This is a genomic window from Streptomyces sp. ISL-43, from assembly GCF_018614195.1.
Classification (GTDB): domain Bacteria; phylum Actinomycetota; class Actinomycetes; order Streptomycetales; family Streptomycetaceae; genus Streptomyces.
This window is the reverse complement of the sequence record NZ_JAGGOT010000031.1, coordinates 1-18,818: the sequence shown is the minus strand read 5'-3', so window position 1 is coordinate 18,818 and position 18,818 is coordinate 1. Positions and strand designations below refer to the sequence as shown.

Genomic DNA, 18,818 nt, shown 5'->3' with positions numbered 1-18,818 from the left:
GTCCGCTCTCCTTCCGTCTCTCAGTGCCTGGGATCGAGCCGTACGCCGGCCCGCTCGCGGTCGAGCCGCAGTTCCGCGCGGAGCAGCCGGCCGAGGGGGCCGATGAGGCGGCGGACGAGCTCGTCGGTGTTGGGTTCCGCGGGTGGGGCGGGTGGGGCGGGTGGAGCGGCTGCGGGTGCGGGTGCAGGTGGGGATTCGGGTGGGGGTTCGGGTGGGACGGGTGGCTGCGCCGGTGGAGGCGGCGCGGGTACGGCCTCGCGCGCCTCGGCGGCGGGCGGGGCCTCCTCCACGTCCCGCTGCGCCACCGGGGGCGGTGGCGGCCCCGGCGGGGGCTGCCACGTCGAACGCTGGACCGTCGAGAGCCTGGAGGCCGCGGCCCCGGCGGCCGGGCCGGCGAAGGCCTCGCCCTCCGGGCCTGGGGCGAGCGCGGCAGCGGGGGCCCCGATGGCGGCCGCCGGATGCACGGACGAGGACGACGCCCAGGTCAGCGGCACCACGACGGCCTGCGGCGGATCCGGTGGCCCAGGCGGCGCGCCCGCCTCCGGCGGCGGGGGTGAGGGCGCGGACCGGAGCCGGAGCCCCCGCTCCCCCACCAGCGCGGCGAGGGGACCCGGTTCCACGGCCCGCTGGAGCGGGGTGAGCGGTACGGCGGGCAGCGGCGGGCGGGCGGGCGCGGGCGCGGGGCTGAACCCGTCGGGGCGTACGGAGTCCTCGGCCGGGGTCGGCCGCGCGGCAGGGAGCCCGAGCACGTCGGGGCGTACGGAGTCCTCGGCGGCGGCCCACCGCTGAGCCGGGAGCCCGAGCACGTCCGGAGGTGCGGAGTCCTCAGCAGCGGTCCGCCGCTGGGCCAGGGGGACGGTTGCGTCGGGACGTACGGGCGGTGGCGCGGGCGGCGCGGAGCCGGTCGGGGTGCGCTGGACCGGCGGGATCGGGGCGCCAAGGCCGACGCGGCGGGCAGGCGGATCCGGCGGGGCGGGCGCGGGCGACGGGGCCGGGGTCTCGGAGCGTGCCGGGAGTGGGGCGCCCAGCCCCAGCCGCCTCGGCGGCGCTGCGGCCGGCCCGGGGGGTGCGGGCGGTGCGGCGAGTGGAACCGCCGGCTCGGCACCGGGCGAAGGCCAGGGCGCCGAGGAGCCGGCCGGCGCCTCCAGCCGCTGGACCGGCAGGTGCGGGGGCCCGGCGGCGGCCGGGCCGCCCCCGTCCAGGGGCCACCGGCCCACGATCGGCATCGGTGTCGGGCCCGAAGCGGCCTCCAGCCGCTGCACGGTGGCGGCCGGTGCGTCCGCCGACGGCAGGGCTGCCCCGAGCTCCGACGGGGCGGCGGGCAGCTCCTCCGGCCCGGCCGGGGCCGCTTGACCGGCGGAGTCGTCCGCCCACGCCGGAGCCACGGAGGACGGACTCGCGGGCTCCACGGGAGCGGCAGCCGCAACGTCCAGCCGCTGCACCGCCGGCCCCCGCACGGGCAGATCCACCGACCGGGTCGACGCCGCCCGAGCCGAATCACCGTCCGCCGAGGAAGCGGACGCCTCCCTGGGCGGAACGGCCGACCCCAACGCGGCGGCCGGGCCCTGCGCCGGCGCCGGAGCGTCCAGCCGCTGCACGGGAAGCCCACTCGCCGTAGGGTCCACCGGCGAAGCCGACGACGCCCGGGGCGCGACGGCATCTCCCGAGGCAACGGCCGGGTCCTGCGCCGGCCGTTGCACGGGCAGTTCCGCCGGCCCGACGGAGGCGTCCGCCCACACCGGAGTCACGGAGGGCGGACGCGGAGACTCTGCGGGAGCGGCAACCGGAGCATCCAGCCGCTGTACCACCGGCAGCTGTTCCACCGCCCGGGTCGATGTCCCCCGGTCCGGACCGCCATCCGCCGAAGCGGCGGTCAGGCCCTGCGACTCCGCCGGGGAGGCCGGGGCCTCCCGGGGCGGAAGGGCAGCCCCCGAGGCGGCGGACAGGTCCCGCGTCGTCGCCGACGGGGACGGCGGCGCGTCCAGGCGTTGCACCGGCAGCCCGCTCGGCGCGGGGGCCATCGGCGAAGCGGACTCCGCCCCAGGGGAATCCGCGCCCCCCGGAGCAGCGGTCGGGCGCTGCGGCCCCGCCACGGGCAGGTCCGCCGACTCGGGCCGGGCCGGGCCGGCCGACGCCTGGGCCTCCTCGGCGGCCCGCGCCGGCTCCACGGGAGGGGCAGCGGCGTCCAACCGCTGTACGGGCAGCCCCCGCACGGGCAGGTCTGTCATCGGGGCCTCCGGCCCGCGCACCGCCGGTGCTTGCGGCGAAAGGCCCGGCCGCGGGGCGGCGGCCGGGGGGTCGGGCAGTCGCTGGGCCGGGAGGACGCGCGGCGGGAGGTCCGGCGGCGGAGCCACCGTCAGACTCCGTACGAGGTCGGGCCGCACCACCGGGACGGGCTCCGGCGGAGCCGCGGTTGCGCCCGGCGCCGAAGCCTGCGCGGCCACGGCCGGGGCCGGACCGGGCGCCGGGTTCGACGGCAAGGCGGCGGAGCCGGTCGCGGCCGGCTCCGCCCCGAGGTGGATCGTGCCCGACGGGGCGTCCGGGGTCACCGCGTGGCCCAGGGTTCCGGTCAGGGAGGGGTCGTGCCACGCGGCGAGGCCCGCTCCGAAGCGCTGCGGGTCGGTGAGCAGCGGGGCCGCGCCGAACGTGCTCCGCTGGACCGGGAGTCCGGGCCAGGCCGGGGCGGGACGCACAGGAGCAGGTCCCACGGGAGCAGGACCGGAGGAAGCAGGGCCCCCGGAAGCGGGGCCGTCCGCCGCCGGGGCAGCAGCACCCGGGGCAGCAGCCGGCTCCTCGGCAGCACGGCCCCGCAGCCGCGCGCGCAACGCGTCGAACACCACCGTTCACCGCCCCCCGGCCAGCCGGTTCAACCGCGCGATCTGGTCCACGTACCGCCGCCGGTCCGCGTGCTCCAGGTCGAGCAGCGAGTCCATCGGCCAGTGGAAGTGGTAGGCGATGTACGCGACTTCGCCGTACAGGTCATCTGCCGCGTACGTCACGATTCCCCCAGGCGCCCACCACCCGAGAGGTCCACCGCGATGTCCGTGCCGCACGACGGGCACGTCACCTGTGCCCGGGTGTGGCCCTCGGCGTTGATCCGGCGGTAGAAGTCCTGCAGGAAGGCCAGGTCGGAGGCGAACAGGTCCTCGATCACCCCGGCGTGGACGTCCGTCACGGCGCCGATCCGCTCCACGACCCGCCCCAGCAGCACCACTGACAGGTAGGCCGGGTTCTCCCGCACCCGGTCGTCCCGCAACGGCACCAGCTCGTCGCGCGCGGTGGCGAGCCGCATCACGCCCGTACGGTGCACCTGGCCCGCGCCGTCCACGTACCCGCGCGGCAGCTCGAAGGCGAACTCCGTCCGCATCGAGCCGCCCCGCGCCGGTTCGGCGGCGGGCAGCGGTGCGGCCGTGTCCTCCGCCCCGCCGGGTGGTGTCATCTGTCGTCGCATCAGCAGATCACGCCACGTCCATCTGCTCGTACGTGATGACGAGTTTCTCGGTCAGGACGCTGGTGTCGCCCGCCTTCAGCGAGCTGATCTCCAGGCTCTTCGGCCACGCGTTGACCAGCGTGTAGCGCTTGATCGCCTGGCCCTCGTAGTCGAAGACGATGATCGCGCCGCCCTTGCGGGCCGAGCTCATCTTCCCGAACCGCGCGTCCTTGATCCACTTTTCGAAGTTGTTGTCGGCCGTCAGACCGCGCGTGAGCGTGACCTCGCCCGCCTTCGGGCGCCCGGGCAGCTTCTTGATGACGTACTTGCCGTCCGCCGTGTTCTGCTTGAGCTCGATGACGTCCTGCTCCATCTTCAGGCCCGTCACCTCGTTGATCTGCTTGATGACGACCCCGTCGATCTCCAGCCCGAAGGAGTGACCGACCGAGGTGTCCATATCGGGAAGTGCCATGCCGTAAACCCCCTAGCGGATAGCGGATACCCGCTGCTACTCGTTGACGAGACTGGTGCCGCCCGAGAACTGGGCCAGCCGGAAGATCACGAACTCGGCGGGCTTCACGGGGGCGATGCCGATCTCGCAGACCACCTGGCCCGCGTCGATCCCCTCGGCCGGATTCGTCTCGCGGTCGCACTTCACGTAGAAGGCTTCGTCGGGTGTCAGCCCGAAGAGGGCGCCGCGCCGCCACTCGTTCACCAGGAACGCCGAGATCGTCCGCCGGATCCGGGCCCAGAGCGCGTCGTCGTTGGGTTCGAAGACCACCCACTGGGTGCCGATGAGGATTGACTCCTCTATGTAGTTGAAGAGCCGGCGCACGTTCAGGTACCGCCAGGCCGGGTCGGAGGACAGGGTCCGCGCGCCCCACACCCGGATGCCCCGGCCGGCGAAGGAGCGGATGCAGTTGACGCCGATCGGGTTGAGCAGGTCCTGCTCGCCCTTGGTCAAGTGGACCGCCAAGTCCACGGCCCCGCGCACGACTTCGTTGGCCGGCGCCTTGTGCACGCCGCGGCTCTCGTCGTTGCGCGCCCACACGCCCGCCATCGCCCCGCTCGGCGGGATATAGCGGGTCTGTCCGGACGACGGATCGGCGACCTTGACCCACGGGTAGTACAGGGCCGCGTACTTGGAGTCGTATCCCGCGCCCGTCATCCGCCAGTCCTTGACGCGCTGCGGCGACAGGTCCGGCAGCGGGTCGATGATCGCCACCCGGTTCCCCATCAGCTCGCAGTGCGCGATCATCGCGAGCTGCACGGCCTTGACGCCCTCGGCGTCGATCGCGCCCTGCTCGTACGCGCTCATCACATCCGGTACGGCGAGCATGGTGATCTCGTCCACCGTCTCCAGGCCGCCGAAGCCGGTCCGGTCGTCCGAACTGCCCACGTACGAGGCCGGGGTGACGCTCACGGGTACGGCGGGTACCGGTACGGGCGCCGGGGCCACCGCAACCGTCTGGTTCTCGGGCCGGGCCAGCACCTGGGTCGGGCCGGCGTCCTCCACGGTGACCAGCCGCGAACGGTCCCGCACGACGGTGACGACGTAGTTGCGGTTGCCGCGCTTGCTGGAGACCTCCCAGGTCTCCTCCGTCCGGTCCCCGCGCTTGACATTGAGGGTGAAGGCGTCCTCGGCCGGCGATTCGCCGCCCGCGTCGGCGATCTCGACGCTGATCCCCTCGCCGGTCCCTTCCAGCGCGGCGACCTGGAATCCGCCGAGCGCCGTACGGGCGCCCGCGGGCAGCGCGCCGGGCTTGCCCCGCTTGCCCGCGACGGATGCGGGCACGGCGGCGGGCGTCGCCGGGGACGCGCCGTCGGCCGGTTCGCCGCCGACCCGTACGACGTAGCAGGTGCCGCCGCCGTTGAGGAAGTAGGCGTAGACGGAGTGGGCGAGGTAGGCCCCCTCCGTGAAGTCCCCGAAGGTGGCCGTGAACTGGCTCCAATTGGTCACCAGGGTGGGCGCGTTGTACGGTCCTGCCGCTGCCAGCCCGACGAAGGCGGCGACGGCGGTACCCACACCCTCGATCGGGCGCGAGCCGGCCTCGACCTCTTCGACGTAGACGCCTGGTGACAGGTACGACGGCATCCGGGTCCTCCCCCTGGGGTGTGACGGTTGATCTCACCCTCCCGCCCCGCACCCCTTGATGGTCATGACCGGTCGTGCGCCTTCGGGGGAACCCTGAAGTGCCCGGACGGGCAGACCCGGCTGCGCATCCCCCCAGGCCCCGGGCACTTCACTCCGCGATGGCCCGAGACGACCCTGCCGCCGTGAGCCGGACCGCGAAGCAGCCGCAGGACACCGCCGAGGCCACCGAAGAGGCCACCGAGGAGGCCGGTACGGCGGCCCTTCGCGCCCCGGGCCGGGGCTGCGGCGCGGGCTGCCCCTTCGGGCAGCCGTTCACCAGGCGAGGCGCAGGTACGGCCCGAACTCGCTCTCCAGACAGAGCCGTCCGAGCTTGCGGTACTCGCGGGCCACCGCCGCGACCAGGTCGGCCATCGTCACGGGCCGGCCCGCGTCGGCCGCGAGGTAGGCCGCCGTGACCGCCGCCGAGCGGATGTCGCCGCCCGCGAGCTCGAACGACCGTGCGCAGAAGGGCAGATCGAGGTCGTCGCCGCGGGGCAGCCGCGGCCCCAGGCAGCGGTCCCACAGCGCGAGCCGCTGCTCGGCGTCCGGCAGCGGGAAGTCGACGACCAGGTCGAGGCGGCGGGTGAAGGCCTCGTCGAGGTTGGCCCGCAGGTTGGTGGCGAGGACGGCGAGGCCGTCGAAGGTCTCCATGCGCTGGAGCAGGTACGCGCTCTCGACGTTCGCGTACCGGTCGTGCGCGTCCTTGACCTCCGAGCGCTTGCCGAAGACCGCGTCCGCCTCGTCGAAGAGCAGCACGCCGTTGACGCCGGCCGCCTCCGTGAAGATCCGTTCCAGGTTCTTCTCGGTCTCGCCGACGTACTTGTCCACCACCGTGGCCAGGTCCACCGTGTAGAGGTCCAGCCCCAGTTCGCCCGCGATGACCTCGGCCGACATGGTCTTGCCGGTCCCGGAGTCCCCCGCGAACAGCGCCATCACGCCCCGCCCGCGCCCGCCGCCGGGCCGCATCGCCCAGTCCCCGAGCACGAGGTCGCGGTGCCGGGCGCGCGCGGCCAGCTCCCCCAACTGCCCCAGTACGGCGGGCGGGAGCACCAGGTCGCCCCAGCCGACGCCCGGCTGGATGCGGCGGGCGAGGCGTTCGAGCCCGGAGGTGTTCTGGGCCCGTACCCCGTGCAGGAGTTCCGCGTCGCCCGGTACGCCACCGCCCGCCAGCGCCGCCTGCTGCCGCGCGGTGGCGGCCGCCCGTCGCATCTGGCGCGGGCTCAGCACGAAGGCGGCCACCGCTTCGCCCGGCGCGGAGCCGAGCACCGAGGCCCACAGGGCGGTCCGCGCGGCCGCCCCGAGGCGTCCTGCGTCCACCAGCAGCGGGGTGCGGTCCGACCATTCGGGGTCCCAGCCCGCCTGCCCGGCCAGCAGGACCGGGACGGGCAGCGCGGCGAGCGCGCGCAGCAGTTCGGTGCGCTGTGCGAGGGCCTCCACGGGGGCGGCGATCAGGCCGGCCCCGGCCATGGCGGCCTCCCGGCCGGCGGCGCGCACCAGTGGGGCCGGGTCGGAGTGCCGGGCGAGTCGGTCCAGGTCCAGTACGAAGGCCCCGCGTCCGGCGCCGCCCAGTGCCTCGGCGGCCAGTTCCGCGGCGGCCCCTCCGGCGGGTTCGCGCAGGTACACCGGCGAGACGCCCGACCGCAGCGCGCCCGCCAGCGGTGCGCTGGGCAGTCCGGTGTCTCCCGCCGCCTCCGCCGGGCGCAGCAGGTCGGCGAGTTCGGGCGCCACCGCGTCATCGCCGAGCAGGTGTGCCGCGACCCGGTCGGGCACCCGCAACGACCTGCCGAGGAAGGGCCGTTCCTGTTCCTCCACCAGCAGGAGGCCGCGTACGCACAGTGGCCCGTCGGCCGACAGCCGGGCCCGGGCCGGCGCCGAGGCGGCGGGCACCCCGCACAGCCCCAGTGCGAGCCCGGCGGTCGGGCGGCGGCGCGTGACGTCGTCGTTGAGGTAGCCGTAGAGCTGCTCGAAGCGCCGGTCGAGGTCGGGCGCGAGGGCGATCAGCAGCAGCTCCACGTCCAGCGGCAGCAGCCCGAAGCCGGCTTCGAGGCGCTCCAGCCGGGAGCCGCCGTCGCCGGGCGCGTCCGGGGGCGAGGGATCGGGCCAGGGCACCTGGTCGGGTGCGTCGAGGATCCTGCGGACGGTGTCGTCGGACAGGTAGAGCCCGCGGAACGGGTCGTCGGCCTCCGGGTCGCTCCCGCGCCGCGCCTCGACGGCGGCACGCACCCGGGCCTCGACCGTGGCCAGCCGTGTCAGCAGGTAGTCCATCAGCCCTCGCTCCGGCGGCGGGCGCGGGCGGCCCGCGGGCGGGGCACCGCGGCGGCCCCCGGCGGCGGCGCGGGCGCGGGCACCCCCGACGGCGGCGGCACGGGCTTCGAGAGGTCCGACAGGTCGACGGAAAGCCCCTCCTCCACCGGCGGACCCGCGGGGTACACCGGGGCCGCCACCACGGGGGCGCTGACCACGACGTCGAGCGAGGGCTTCAACTCCCCTCCCAGCGCGCTCCACACGTCCGTGAAGGCCTTGTTCTCCGGCGGCGGCAGCGCGATCGACACCGGCACGGGGAGCCCGGTCAGGCCCAGTTCGGCACCGAGCCGCTCGCCCGGCAGTGCCGAGTACCGCAGGAAGCAGCCCAACAGGGAGGCCAGCAGCCGGTGTTCGTCCTCGGGTCGCTGTGTCCAGGCGCTGATCAGGTAGGACAGCTTGAAGTACCGCGGCGGCAGGGTCCGGGAGATCACCCTGCCCTGTTCGTCGTACACGTTGCGCCGCCCGCGCGAGCGCAGCCCGAGGTCCTCCCGGATGTCGTAGAGGTACAGGTTGACGGTCGGCGTGTTGCGCCGGGCCGCCCAGTCGCGGGTCGGCGCGTCGAAGACCACGTCGACGCCCGCGCCGCCGCCGAGCGCCTCGGCCCGTACGAGCTCGCGCAGCGCGTCGTCCACCTCGTGGATCACGGCCGGATCACCTGCGCCACTGGAAGTTGTCGGGCTGGAGCACACCGGGCACCACCAGGAACGGCGCCGACACCTCCGTGAAGAGCGGCGGGGTCACGTCGGCGTGCGTCGCGGTCAACTTCCGGTCGCCCAGGGTGTCCTGTACGAGGATCAGCACCGGCGCCGTGAAACTGCCGTCGGCCCCGACCACGACGGGCGTGGAGGCGACCGTCACCCCCCGGTCCCAGCGGAGGTCCACGGTCGCGCCGGGCGGGAAATCGGCTCCGTGCGCCTGCGTCACCGAGCCGGGCGGCCCGAGGACAGGGCTGAGCTCCAGCACGGGCTGCCGTACGGTCACTTGCGCGGATCCCGTGTCGTTGGCGGGCTGGGCGTCGGTCCCGGTGGTGGTGACGGTGGCCGTGATCGCACCGGTCAGCGGCTGCCCGGCCGCCAGCTCCAGCCGTACGGTCAGCCGCGCGCCCGGGGCCAGGTCCGGGACGGGGCAGCCGCCCGCGCCCGCGCCCGCGCCCGCGCCCACGCACCCGGGCCGGGTCACGGAGGTCACGCCCAGACCGGGCGGGACCGTGAGGACGAGGGTCAGCCCGGTGGCCGGCAGCGACCCGGGGTTGGAGAGCGTCACCTCCGCGGCGACCACGCCCCCGGTGTAGGCGGTGCGCGGGGTGGCGGTCACCGAGACGGCCGGGTCGGCGTAGCGGCCCGGGACCGGCGGCGGGGCCGCCTCGACCACGATCGGCGCCGAGGCGGTGTTGTTGGTGGGGTTGCTGTCCACCCCGGCCGTGACCACGGTCCCGGTGGCGTTGCCGCTGAGCGGGGTCGGCGAGGTCACCACGCGGGTCACCGTCGCCGTGGCGCCGGGGGCCAGATCGCCGAGCGCGCAGCCGGCGGGCGGGCAGGCGGGGACGGCGGAGAGCACGGTCATGCCGGCCGGCAGCACCGGGGTCAGCAGGACCGCCTTGGCGGTGGCGTCGCCGAGGTTGGTCACCTTGTACACGACCGTGGACTGCTCCCCGGTGGCGAGGCGGCCGGGGGTCGCCGTGACGGTGACGGCGGCGTCGGGGCGGCGCGGGTCGACGAAGGTCAGGTCGACGGCGGCGCGGTCGTTGTCGGGGTTGCCGTCGACGCCGCGCCGGGTGGTGGTCGAGGCGGTGCCCTCGACGGTCCCGGAGAGCCCTTCGGGTGAGCTGTACTCCCAGGTGAGCTTCTTCTCGGCGCCCGCTTTCAGCGCGCCGAGCGCGCAGCCGTCGGCTGGGCAGGCGGTGCCGGTGACCAGGGCCAGTCCGGGCGGGAGGACCATCTTCAGCCGGACGTCCTCGGCGGTCGCGGTGCCGGCGTTGCGGACGGTGAACTCGACCTTCGTCCGCTCGCCGATCTTCAGCACGGCCGGGACGGCGGTCGCCGTCACGGCGAGGTCGGGGACGACGACGGCGACCGCGGCCCCGGCCCGGTTGTCGGCCGGGACGTGGTCGGGCAGCCCTGCCTCGGCCACGGCCTCGACCCGGTGCACCCCGAGTGCGGCTCCCTTCACGGTCATCCTGATCGAGACCTGGCGCCGGTCGTCCGCTTCCACCGTGCCGAGCTCACAGACCAGTTGCGCGGTGCAGGTGCCCGCCGACGGGACGGCGGACCCCGCCGGCTCCAGGCCCGGCGGCAGGGTGATGCGTACCTCGGTGCCCGGCGAGGGGGCGATGCCCCGGTTGCGCAGCACCACCACCAGCTCGACCGGGTCGCCGAGGAGCACGGTGGCGTCGCCGCCGGTGAACTCGACGGACAGGTCGGCGCTCGGCTCCCACGTGGGCTGGTGCTGGCCGACGTCCGTGGTGCCCGGGAACATCTGCGCGTAGTCGTCCGCGCCGCCGTCGTTGTCCGGGTCGAGGACCAGGATGCGGGTGTCGTACCTGCTGTCGGACATCCGCACGACGTCCATGGCGAGCCGGCCGCCGCCCGGCGACCACGCGGGGTTGTCGGCCTCGTAGTACGCCGCGCCCGAGGACGGGACGGGCACGTCCACCGGGCAGGAGTCCTGCCGGGGCACGATGGCCCGGCACCTCTTGCCGTCCTCGGAGGCCAGTACCACCATCCGCGTCTCGGGGGCCGGCCCGCCGGTCGCGATGGCGGCGGGTTTGGCCGCACTGGGCGCGGGCTCGGCCGCGGGCCTGGCCGCGTCGGCCGTACCGATCTTCGCGCCTGGGCTGCCCGAGCGGCCCGTGTCGACCCTGTTGATCTTGTCGACCGTGTCGACCGTGTTGACCGTGTTGTCGATGTAGTGCTCGTGCCGGACGAAGGCCAGCCCCGCGCCCCGCGGATCGTAGGCGGGGCGCGCGTCGATCACCGCGCAGTCCGGCCCGCACTGCGCGCCCGTGACGTCGAGCTGCCCGTTCCCGTCCGCCGCGTTCGCGGTCCAGACGTGCCGGTCCGGGTACCGGTCGGGCGCTCCCTCGTCCGGCGGCTCCGCCGCGATGTGCGGCCTCGGCGTCAGGACGCACTCGCTCCAGCGCGAGAAGGCGAGCCGGGTGCCGTCCGGGGACCAGCTCGGCTCCAGGTCGTCCGAGCGGCAGTCGTAGCCGGATCGGGTCCGCCGGGGCACGGTGGCCACGAGCTTCCAGTCCTCGGGCTGCGCGGAGGACACGTCGACGACCGCGATCTCGGTGCGCGGGTTCGGGTTGGCCTCGGTGGGGTCGGGCCGGCGGGCGAGGGCGAGCCGGGTGCCGTCCGGGGACCAGGCTGGACGGGTCTGCGTCTCGTCGCGGTTCATCCCCTGGTAGGCCAGCGGCCGCGCGGCCGCGAGCGCCTCCGGCTCCCCGATCATGATCTGCGTGGGCCGGACGTACCGCGCCACTGCCCGATCGGACCCGCCGAGGACCCGTACGAAGGCCAGCCGGCGCGCGTCGGGCGCGTACGCGGGATCCGCGAAGGCGTACTCCGCCCCCCGCGCGGCCCGCAGCTGTACGCGGTCCACGGGCATCGCGGCCCGCTGCCGCTCGATGTTCTCCGACTCCCAGTCTTCCCCGGCGACCAGCGGCCGCGGCCCGGCGCCGGCCCCGGCGGGCGTGTACCAGGCGACGTTGTGCGAGCTCAGCGGCACCACCGTGTCGGGGTCGAACAGCGGGGTGCCCGGGCAGCCGTCGCACGGCCGCGCGGGGTCGACGTAGTAGGGCTCCCCGAACAGCACGAGCAGCTGCCCCGCGTCGGGCCGCCAGGCCAGGTCCAGCCGGCCGCTTTCGCCTCGCTCGCCCTGGGCGAGGATCTGGGGCGCGGTCTCGCCGCGCCCGTCGGCGGGGACCGTTTCGAGGTCGTACCCGCCGTCGCCGTCCGAGGAGATGTAGGCGATGCGGTTCTTGCCGCCGGGCTCCCAGACGGGCACCCGCGCGTCGTCCCCGGCCGGCGAGACGCGGACGGCCGGCCCTCCGGCCAGCGGAACCCGCAGGGCCTCGCCGTCGTGCGCGTAGACCAGCTCGGAGGAGTCGGGCGACCAGTCGGGCCAGTCCGCGTCCTCGGCGACCCGGCGCAGTCCGCTGCCGTCGGTGCGGACGACCCAGACGCCGATCGGGTACTCGCTCCGGCCCTCCATGTCGTCGCAGCGGTAGCCGGTGGCGGAGTAGCCGTCGCCGGGATCGTTCTCCCAGGAGGCGAACGCGATCCACTGCCGGTCCGGGGACAGCACGGGGTCGGCGATCCGCCAGCCCTTGCGCCAGAAGACCCGGGTGGCGGGTCCGTCGCCGGTGCGCCGGTAGATCCCCTCGCCCTCGCCGCTGCGGTCGCTGACCCAGACGAGGTCGTCGCCGCGCGCGGCCGGCTGGCAGTCGTTGCCCGCGACGCCGACGGGCAGCAGAGGGGCCAACTCGCCGTTCCCGCCGACGGTGTTGACGGTGTGGTGCGCGCCGTCGCCGATGTACGCGAGCCGCCCGGGGTCCGGGGCGTCCGCCGCCGCGGCCACGGGCGCGGCCGGCGCGCGGACCGGCGTCACCGGGGGCACGACACCCATCAGCCCCAGGGACACCACCAGCACCATGGACCGCCCGAACCGCCTGAAGCCACCTCGTCGCACGCGCGTCTCCCGGACGTGTCCCCGCCCGCCCCCGGGGCGGGCCTCACCGCAACCGTGGCCCGCCGGGTGCCCCGCCCGTAGCCCAGGGCGGGGCACCGTTGCGGGTAACTCACCTTGCCCCAAGGGGCATTCGAGGCTCGGCCGGACGCCGGGGCAGGAGTCCGGCCGGACGCCGGGACGGGCGGCTCAGATGAACCCCTGCCGCATCGCGTAGGCCACGGCGTGCGAGCGGTTGCGGAGCTGGAGGCGGGTGGTCACGTCGTGCAGGATGTTCTTCACGGTCCGCTCCGAGAAGGCCAGCGCACGGGCGATCTCCGCCGTGTCGCTGCCCTCGGCGACCAGCCGCAGCACATCCACTTCCCGGGGCGCGAGCCCGGTGAAGGCCAGCCCGCGCGGGTCGAGGACCTGCCGCTGCAACCGTCCCACCTGGTCCAGCAGCCGCCCGAGCAGGTCGGCCGGCACGCTGCCCTCGCCGCGCGAGGCGGCCGTGATCACCTGGACCAGCCGCTCCCCCGAGGCCTCGGAGCGCCGCACCACCCCGACGACCCCGCACTCCACGGCGGCCACCAGCCCGGCGTCGTCGATCTCCGTCACCACGAGCACGATCCGCGCCTCGCCGCCCGCGCCGCCCCCCGCCCCTCCGCCGCCGTCCGGCGCGCCGCGCTGGGCACGCCGCAGCGTCTGCGTCTCGTTCTCCCCGACCCGGTCCGCGGCCACGACGGCCACGCACGAGTTCCCGTACGCCTCGTAGGACTCCTCGTCCCCCAGCAGCCGCACCTCGGGGCAGTTGCGCAACTGCCCCGCGAGGCCGGCCCGCGAGATCGGGTCCTGGGCCGTCAGCCGTACCGGGATCCGTTCGGCCCCGCTCTCCCCTTGATAGCGCATGACGCTCTCCCCCAGCTCACCGCGGCAGCCCCACCTGCCGCGTGTCCACCCAGTGAACACCCGGGCAGTCAGCAGGCACTCCACACGGACTCAACGGGCAACGCGCAGTGCCCCCGGATGTGTCCGTACGGGTGCGGACCCGCCTTCGCACCCCTCCCTACCGTCCCCTCATGACCACTTCCGCTCATCTGGACGCCTCCCCGGCCGCCGTCATGCCCGGGGACGAGGTCCGGATCCCGCTGGAGCTGCGCAACAGCGGCAATGTCGTCGAGGCCTACGGTTTCGAGGTGCTGGGACCGGCCGCGGCCTGGACGGTGGTCGAACCATCGACGCTGTCCCTCTACCCGGACACGGCGGGCACGGTCCACCTCGTGGTCCGGCCGCCCCGGGACTCGGCCGTCCCGCCCGGTGAACTGGCCTACGGCGTCCGGGTACTGCCCCAGGAGCAGCCGGAGCACGCGACGGTGCCGGAAGGCCTGCTCGACATCGGCGCGTACGCGGACTTCAGCGCCGAGCTGACGCCGAGGCTGAGCCAGGGCAGCGGCGGGGCCCGCTTCCAGCTCGCCCTGGACAACAGGGGGAACCACCCCCTGACGGTGTCGCTGTCCGCCAAGGACCAGTCGGACGCGCTGCGTTTCACGCTTCCCTCCACCGCGACCGTGGTCGGCGCCGGCCAGGCCGCGTTCGTACGGATTCCCGTGCGCGCGCGGCGGCGGATGTGGCGCGGGATGCCCACCCCGCACCCCTTCCAGGTGACGGCCGCGCCCGCCGAGGACGGCGTGGCCCCGGCGGTCCTGGACGGCACCCTGCTGCACCGCCCGGTCCTTTCGGCGACGGCCCTGCGGGCCCTGCTGGCGGTGCTCGCCCTGCTGGCCGCGCTGGCGGTGATCTGGTTCACCCTGCTGCGCCCGGCGGTGCGCGGCGCGGCCAAGGAAGCGGTGAAGGGCCCGGTTCAGGCGGCGGAGTCGAAGGCGGCCGAGGCGAAGGAGGCGGCGGAAAAGGCCGCGGCGGGCGGGGGCGCCGGGGGCGCCGCGAAACCGTCCCCCGATCCGGGCGCCTCCCCGGGCGCCTCCCCGGGCACGGGCCCGGCCCCCCAGGCCCAGGCGAACCTGTTCTCGACCCGCCTGACGGCGGAGGCGGGCGCCGGCGCCACCAAGTCGGCGACGTACACCGTCCCGGACGACAAGGTGCTGCGTCTGACCGACCTGATCCTGGAGAACCCCCAGGGCGACGCGGGCACGGTGACCTTCTCGGTGGGCGGGAAGCCCTTGCTGGCCCCCGCGCTGGAGAACTTCCGCGAACAGGACTTCCACTGGGCGTCGGCCCTCCTGGCGGGCCCGAAGCAGGAGATCACGATCACCCTGGCCTGCCGCACGATCGGCAAGCCCCCGGCGGCGGCGGCCCCGACGAAGTGCTCGGCGTCCGCGCTGCTGAGCGGCACGCTGGAGTAGCGCGGGGCCGGCGCGGCGCCCCGCCCCGTCGACCGAAGGGAACGCGGCGGGGCGCCGCGAGCCCGGCCTGACCGGCACGACGGCCCCTACGGCGCCAGGACCGCCGCCAAGTTCGAGCGTCCGGGGATGCCCAGCTTCGCGTAGATGCTGGTCAGGTGGTTGTCCACGGTCCGTGGCGACACGCTCAGCCGGCCCGCGATCGCCCGCGAGGCCAGTCCCTGCGCCGCCAGCGCCGCGATCTCACGCTCCCTCGGAGTGAGCGCGGGGACCGCCAGACCCGCCAGGGCCGGGACGGCACCCGCCGAGAGCCCCGTGCAGCGCGCGGCCAGCGCGTGCGCCCGGGCCGCCGCGGCCCGGGCGGCGACGGCGTCCACGGCGACCTGCGCCGCGCCGGCCGCCGCCTCGGCCGCGAAGAGCCCGTAGCCCAGGACCTCGAACTCCCTTGCCGCTTCCCACAGTCCCGGCCCCGAGCGGGAGGCGAGCGCCGCCACGTGCGCGGCGCACGCCGTGGCCAGCGCGCCCTCGTGCGCCGAGGCCGCCTCCCGCATCCGGTCCGCGACCGCACGGGCCCCGGCGACCCCGCCGAGGCGGGCCACGTCATGCAGGGCGAGCAGCTCGAAGCCCGCGAGGCCCCCCGCCCGCGCCCCTTCGGCGACGCTCCGCGCCAGCTCCACCGCCTGCGTCAGGCGGCCCCCGGCCGCCGCCACCCAGGGCCGGGCGAGTTCCGTCCAGTGGTCGAAGACCACGGGGGCGGCGGCCGCGCCCCGGTCGGCGGCCGCGAGGTAGGCCTCTGCCCGGGCCGCGTCCCCGGCGAGCGCGGCCGCGTGCGCGGCGCCGCCGAGGTGGGAGGTGTCGTAGTACCCGGGGCCGCGTGCGGCGATGCCCGCCCGGAAGCGGGTCAGGGCGGGGCCCGGCCGGCCGCGCCAGAGCAGGACCGCCCCGTACAGGGCGTCCACGGAGCGCTCCGCCACCGGCCAGTCGCCGCACCGCAGCAGCAGCTCCGCGAAGGCGTCGGCGGCCCGGTCGGCGCCGTCGAGCCGGCCCGCCCAGAACTCGGCGGCGAATTCGGCCAGTCGCAGGGGCAGCACCTCCGCCGGTTCCCGGCCGAGGAGTTCCGCGGCCCGCCGGACCTCGCTCCGGGCCTCCTCGGGCCGGCCCGTGTAGGCGTGCGCCACGGCGGTCGTCGTCAGCAGCGCTCCGGTCCGCCGCGTGTCCGCGCGTTCCGCGAGGAGTCCCGCGGCCAGCTCCAGCGCGGCCCCGAAGTCGCCCTGGGCGCCGACCAGTGCGACCCGGCGGGCGCCGGCCTCCCACCGCAGCGCGGGCTCGGCGACCGCCGACTCGGCTTCGATCAGCACCCGCTCGGCCGCGGCGAAACTGCGCAGCCCCCAGCTGAGCCCGTGGGCGCGCAGCACGGCGTGCCGGACGCGCTGGAGGTCGCTCATCGGCGAACCGGCGCATTCGCCGAGCACCCGCTCGGCTTCGTCATAGCGTTCCGCCCAGCTCAGGGCCTCGGCGAGGAGCAGCGCCGCCTCCGTGCCGCCGCCGCAGTCGCGGGCCGCCTCGGCGAGCCGTACGGCCGCCGCGGTGTCGTACGCCGCCCAGGCGTCCCGGGCCCCGGCCAGCAGCGGGGCCGGGTCCTCGGTCATCCCGGCGGCCAGCCGCCACTGCGCGAGCCGCAGCGTGTCCCCGCCGCGGCGGGCGCCGGCGGCCTCCACCGCCCGTACCAGCGCCCGGTGGTGGCGCCGGGCACGGACCCGGGGGCACCGCGCGGCGGCCACTTCGGCGTACAGCGGGTGGGCGGTGCGGACGTAGGTGCGCCGCCCTTCGTCGGCGACGGCGAGCAGTCCGCGCGCCTCGGCCTCTTCCACGAGCGCCGGGTCCGCCATGCCGAGCAGCAGGGAGATCTCCAACGGCTGGCCGAAAGAGACCAGTTCGATTACCTCGCGCAGCTCGGGCCGGTCCTGGCCGTAGCCGCCGACGCGGTTCTCGACGAGGTCGGCGACGCGGTCGGGGGGCGGGCCGGGGAGCTGCCCGGGCGCCGCCCCCCACGTTCCGTCCTCCAGGCGCAGTTCGCCGCTGTCGATGGACGCGAGCACCAACTCCCGTAAGAGCAGCGGGTTTCCCCGGGTCCGTTCGTGCAGCCGGGCGGCCGTCCGCTCGGCCACCGGGCCGAGGGCTGCCGTGAGCAGGGCCGCCGTCTCGGCCGAGGTGAAGGACGGCAGTTCCAGGCGTCCCAGCAGCCGGTCCTCGGTGAGCCTGCGCAGCCCTTCGGGCGTCCCGGATCCGGTGCGTACGGCGGCCAGCAGCCGCACCTCGCCGTCGTGCACGAGGCGTCGCAGCAGTGTGGCGGACAGGGGGTCGAGCAGGTGGGCGTCGTCCACGCAGATCGCCGCGCCGGCCAGGGCGTCGGCCGCCCAGCGCCACCGGTTGCCGTCGGGGGCCATCCGCTCCGGCAGGAGCGGTGCGAGCGCCCCGAAGGGTGTGCTCCGGGCTGCCTCCGAGCCCTCGGCGACGAGCAGTTCGGGCAGGGTGCGGCGCACTTCGGCGATGAGCCAGGACTTCCCGGCCCCGGCCGCACCGACCAGCAGCACTCCGCGCGGGCCCGCCGCCGCCCACCCGCCGGGAGCGCGGTTCGTGGCGCTATGAACCGCCGCCTCGCGCCCGGTCAACGCCCGGTGCGCCCGGTCCAGTTCCGCGGCTCGCCCGTGGAAGGGCCAGGAGACCACCATGCGTCGATGGTAGGACCGCCGCCCCCGCTCCCGAGACCCCGACGACCGAATCCCGCCGCCCCAGTGGGACTCGTCGGCCAGGTGTACGAGGAGTCCGCCGGGGCAGACCGCACCCACGACCCCCCTCACCAGCGAACCGATCCTCACCGACCGGCCGCGGTACTACGCGGTGACCTGGGCCCGGGCCGCGTCGACGAGCTGAGCGGTGGTGACGACCCGGGCGAAGCGGCCGCCCTGGAGGTTGACGGCGGTGGCGGTGACGAGCTGCTCGGCCGTCAGCCGCGGCGCGTCCGGGCCGGGTCCGGCGGCCAGGTCGAAGGTGTGCGTGGCGTCGAGCGGTACGAGGACGTCGTAGCCCAGGTTGCCCGCCATCCGGGCCGTGGTCTCGACGCACATGTTGGTCTGGATCCCGGCGACCACGAGCTGCCCGATGTCCTGGGCGGTGAGCCAGTCGGCGAGGTCCGGGGTTCCGTAGAAGGCGGAGTTCACGGACTTGGTGATGTGCAGGGCCGCCCGCTCCGACCGCTCGGCGACGAACTCCTTGAGGGCGTGTCCGGGCTGGTCCGGCGCGAAGACCATACCGGCCCGGGAGACGTGCCGGACCACCACTACCGGGCGGCCCGACTCCTGCCAAGTGTCCATCAGCGCCGCAATGTTGGCTTCGGCGGCCGGGTTGTCGCGCGGTCCCCAGAGGGCCGCGTCGTCGAAGCCCTTCTGGACGTCGATGACCAGCAGGGCACTGTTCGGGGTGATCTCGATCGTGTTCGTCATGACTCGATCCTCTGCGACGCGAGGCCTTCGCGACAGCGGCGGCCGGGACCCGAACCGATGGGATCCTGCCGATCCGGCAGTCCTCGCAAGCCCCCGCCGCACACCCCTCGCGCACCCCCGGCGGAGCCCCGCGCACACCCGCGGCGAAGACCCTTCGCACACCCCCGCCGAACCCCGCTCCCCACCCTCCCGGCAGCCCCGCGGGCCACGCGCAACCCCCAGGAGCCCCCACAAGCCCCCCACAGACCCCGGACGTACCCCCGAAGCCTCCTCCGCCGGAACCCCCGCCGCCGTCCCACAGCCCCCCACAGCCCCCTTGACCGCCGGGACGGCCGTGGCAGACTCACCGCCATGCACCGCGTCGCGATCGTCGTACAGCCCGGCATCCGCGCCTTCGACCTCGCCGTCATCACCGAGGTCTGGGG

The 18,818-nt window shown here is 75.7% G+C and carries 12 protein-coding genes; 1 reads left to right on the top strand and 11 read right to left on the bottom strand.

Annotated elements, in window-relative coordinates; genetic code table 11:
* Positions 1–20: 20 nt before the first annotated feature.
* The 9 genes from J7F03_RS18055 to J7F03_RS18015 form a co-directional block, all read right to left on the bottom strand.
* Positions 21–2,693 (bottom strand): hypothetical protein, encoded by a 2,673-nt coding sequence (locus J7F03_RS18055; protein ID WP_214950599.1) that lies wholly within the window; start codon positions 2,691–2,693, stop codon positions 21–23.
* 150 nt (positions 2,694–2,843) lie between these two features.
* Positions 2,844–2,999: a DUF6760 family protein gene (locus tag J7F03_RS18050; protein ID WP_214950598.1), complete on the bottom strand. Its 156-nt coding sequence runs from the start codon at positions 2,997–2,999 to the stop codon at positions 2,844–2,846.
* Complete coding sequence (locus J7F03_RS18045; protein WP_214950597.1) at positions 2,996–3,451, bottom strand: hypothetical protein; 456 nt, start codon at positions 3,449–3,451, stop codon at positions 2,996–2,998. Before J7F03_RS18045 ends, J7F03_RS18050 begins: the two co-directional genes overlap by 4 nt.
* Before the next feature lie 7 nt (positions 3,452–3,458).
* On the bottom strand, positions 3,459–3,902 hold the full coding sequence (locus J7F03_RS18040) for a phage tail protein (protein ID WP_214950596.1): 444 nt from the start codon (positions 3,900–3,902) through the stop codon (positions 3,459–3,461).
* 36 nt (positions 3,903–3,938) lie between these two features.
* Positions 3,939–5,525 carry a phage tail sheath subtilisin-like domain-containing protein gene (locus J7F03_RS18035; protein WP_214950594.1) on the bottom strand — a complete coding sequence of 529 codons (1,587 nt, stop codon included), beginning with the start codon at positions 5,523–5,525 and terminating at the stop codon, positions 3,939–3,941.
* A gap of 312 nt (positions 5,526–5,837) precedes the next feature.
* Positions 5,838–7,829: an ATP-binding protein gene (locus tag J7F03_RS18030; RefSeq protein WP_214950592.1), complete on the bottom strand. Its 1,992-nt coding sequence runs from the start codon at positions 7,827–7,829 to the stop codon at positions 5,838–5,840.
* Entirely contained in the window at positions 7,829–8,512 is a 684-nt protein-coding gene (locus tag J7F03_RS18025) for a DUF4255 domain-containing protein (protein ID WP_214950590.1), read from the bottom strand. The genes J7F03_RS18030 and J7F03_RS18025 overlap by 1 nt, the downstream gene beginning before the upstream one ends.
* 7 nt (positions 8,513–8,519) lie before the next feature.
* Positions 8,520–12,557 (bottom strand): DUF11 domain-containing protein, encoded by a 4,038-nt coding sequence (locus J7F03_RS42360; protein ID WP_214950589.1) that lies wholly within the window; start codon positions 12,555–12,557, stop codon positions 8,520–8,522.
* A 186-nt stretch (positions 12,558–12,743) separates the two neighbouring features.
* Complete coding sequence (locus J7F03_RS18015) at positions 12,744–13,442, bottom strand: response regulator transcription factor (protein WP_214950588.1); 699 nt, start codon at positions 13,440–13,442, stop codon at positions 12,744–12,746.
* 170 nt (positions 13,443–13,612) lie between these two features.
* On the opposite strand from J7F03_RS18015, the gene J7F03_RS18010 reads away from it, so the two are divergent.
* Complete coding sequence (locus tag J7F03_RS18010; RefSeq protein WP_214950587.1) at positions 13,613–14,893, top strand: hypothetical protein; 1,281 nt, start codon at positions 13,613–13,615, stop codon at positions 14,891–14,893.
* Between the two features lie 86 nt (positions 14,894–14,979).
* On the opposite strand, the gene J7F03_RS18005 is transcribed toward J7F03_RS18010, so the two are convergent.
* The gene (locus tag J7F03_RS18005) at positions 14,980–17,622 is read right to left on the bottom strand and encodes a helix-turn-helix transcriptional regulator (RefSeq protein WP_214950586.1); all 2,643 of its coding nucleotides are present in this window, start codon (positions 17,620–17,622) and stop codon (positions 14,980–14,982) included.
* Between the two features lie 162 nt (positions 17,623–17,784).
* Positions 17,785–18,393 carry a cysteine hydrolase family protein gene (locus tag J7F03_RS18000; protein ID WP_251072105.1) on the bottom strand — a complete coding sequence of 203 codons (609 nt, stop codon included), beginning with the start codon at positions 18,391–18,393 and terminating at the stop codon, positions 17,785–17,787.
* Between the last annotated feature and the right edge of the window lie 425 nt (positions 18,394–18,818).

Bases quoted from the DNA above. Each gene is read 5' to 3' on its own strand.
- J7F03_RS18045 (WP_214950597.1), bottom strand. From the start codon at position 3,451: ATGCGACGACAGATGACACCACCCGGCGGGGCGGAGGACACGGCCGCA.
- J7F03_RS18030 (WP_214950592.1), bottom strand. From the start codon at position 7,829: ATGGACTACCTGCTGACACGGCTGGCCACGGTCGAGGCCCGGGTGCGT.
- J7F03_RS18015 (WP_214950588.1), bottom strand. From the start codon at position 13,442: ATGCGCTATCAAGGGGAGAGCGGGGCCGAACGGATCCCGGTACGGCTG.
- J7F03_RS18040 (WP_214950596.1), bottom strand. From the start codon at position 3,902: ATGGCACTTCCCGATATGGACACCTCGGTCGGTCACTCCTTCGGGCTG.
- J7F03_RS18035 (WP_214950594.1), bottom strand. From the start codon at position 5,525: ATGCCGTCGTACCTGTCACCAGGCGTCTACGTCGAAGAGGTCGAGGCC.
- J7F03_RS18005 (WP_214950586.1), bottom strand. From the start codon at position 17,622: ATGGTGGTCTCCTGGCCCTTCCACGGGCGAGCCGCGGAACTGGACCGG.
- J7F03_RS18010 (WP_214950587.1), top strand. From the start codon at position 13,613: ATGACCACTTCCGCTCATCTGGACGCCTCCCCGGCCGCCGTCATGCCC.
- J7F03_RS18000 (WP_251072105.1), bottom strand. From the start codon at position 18,393: ATGACGAACACGATCGAGATCACCCCGAACAGTGCCCTGCTGGTCATC.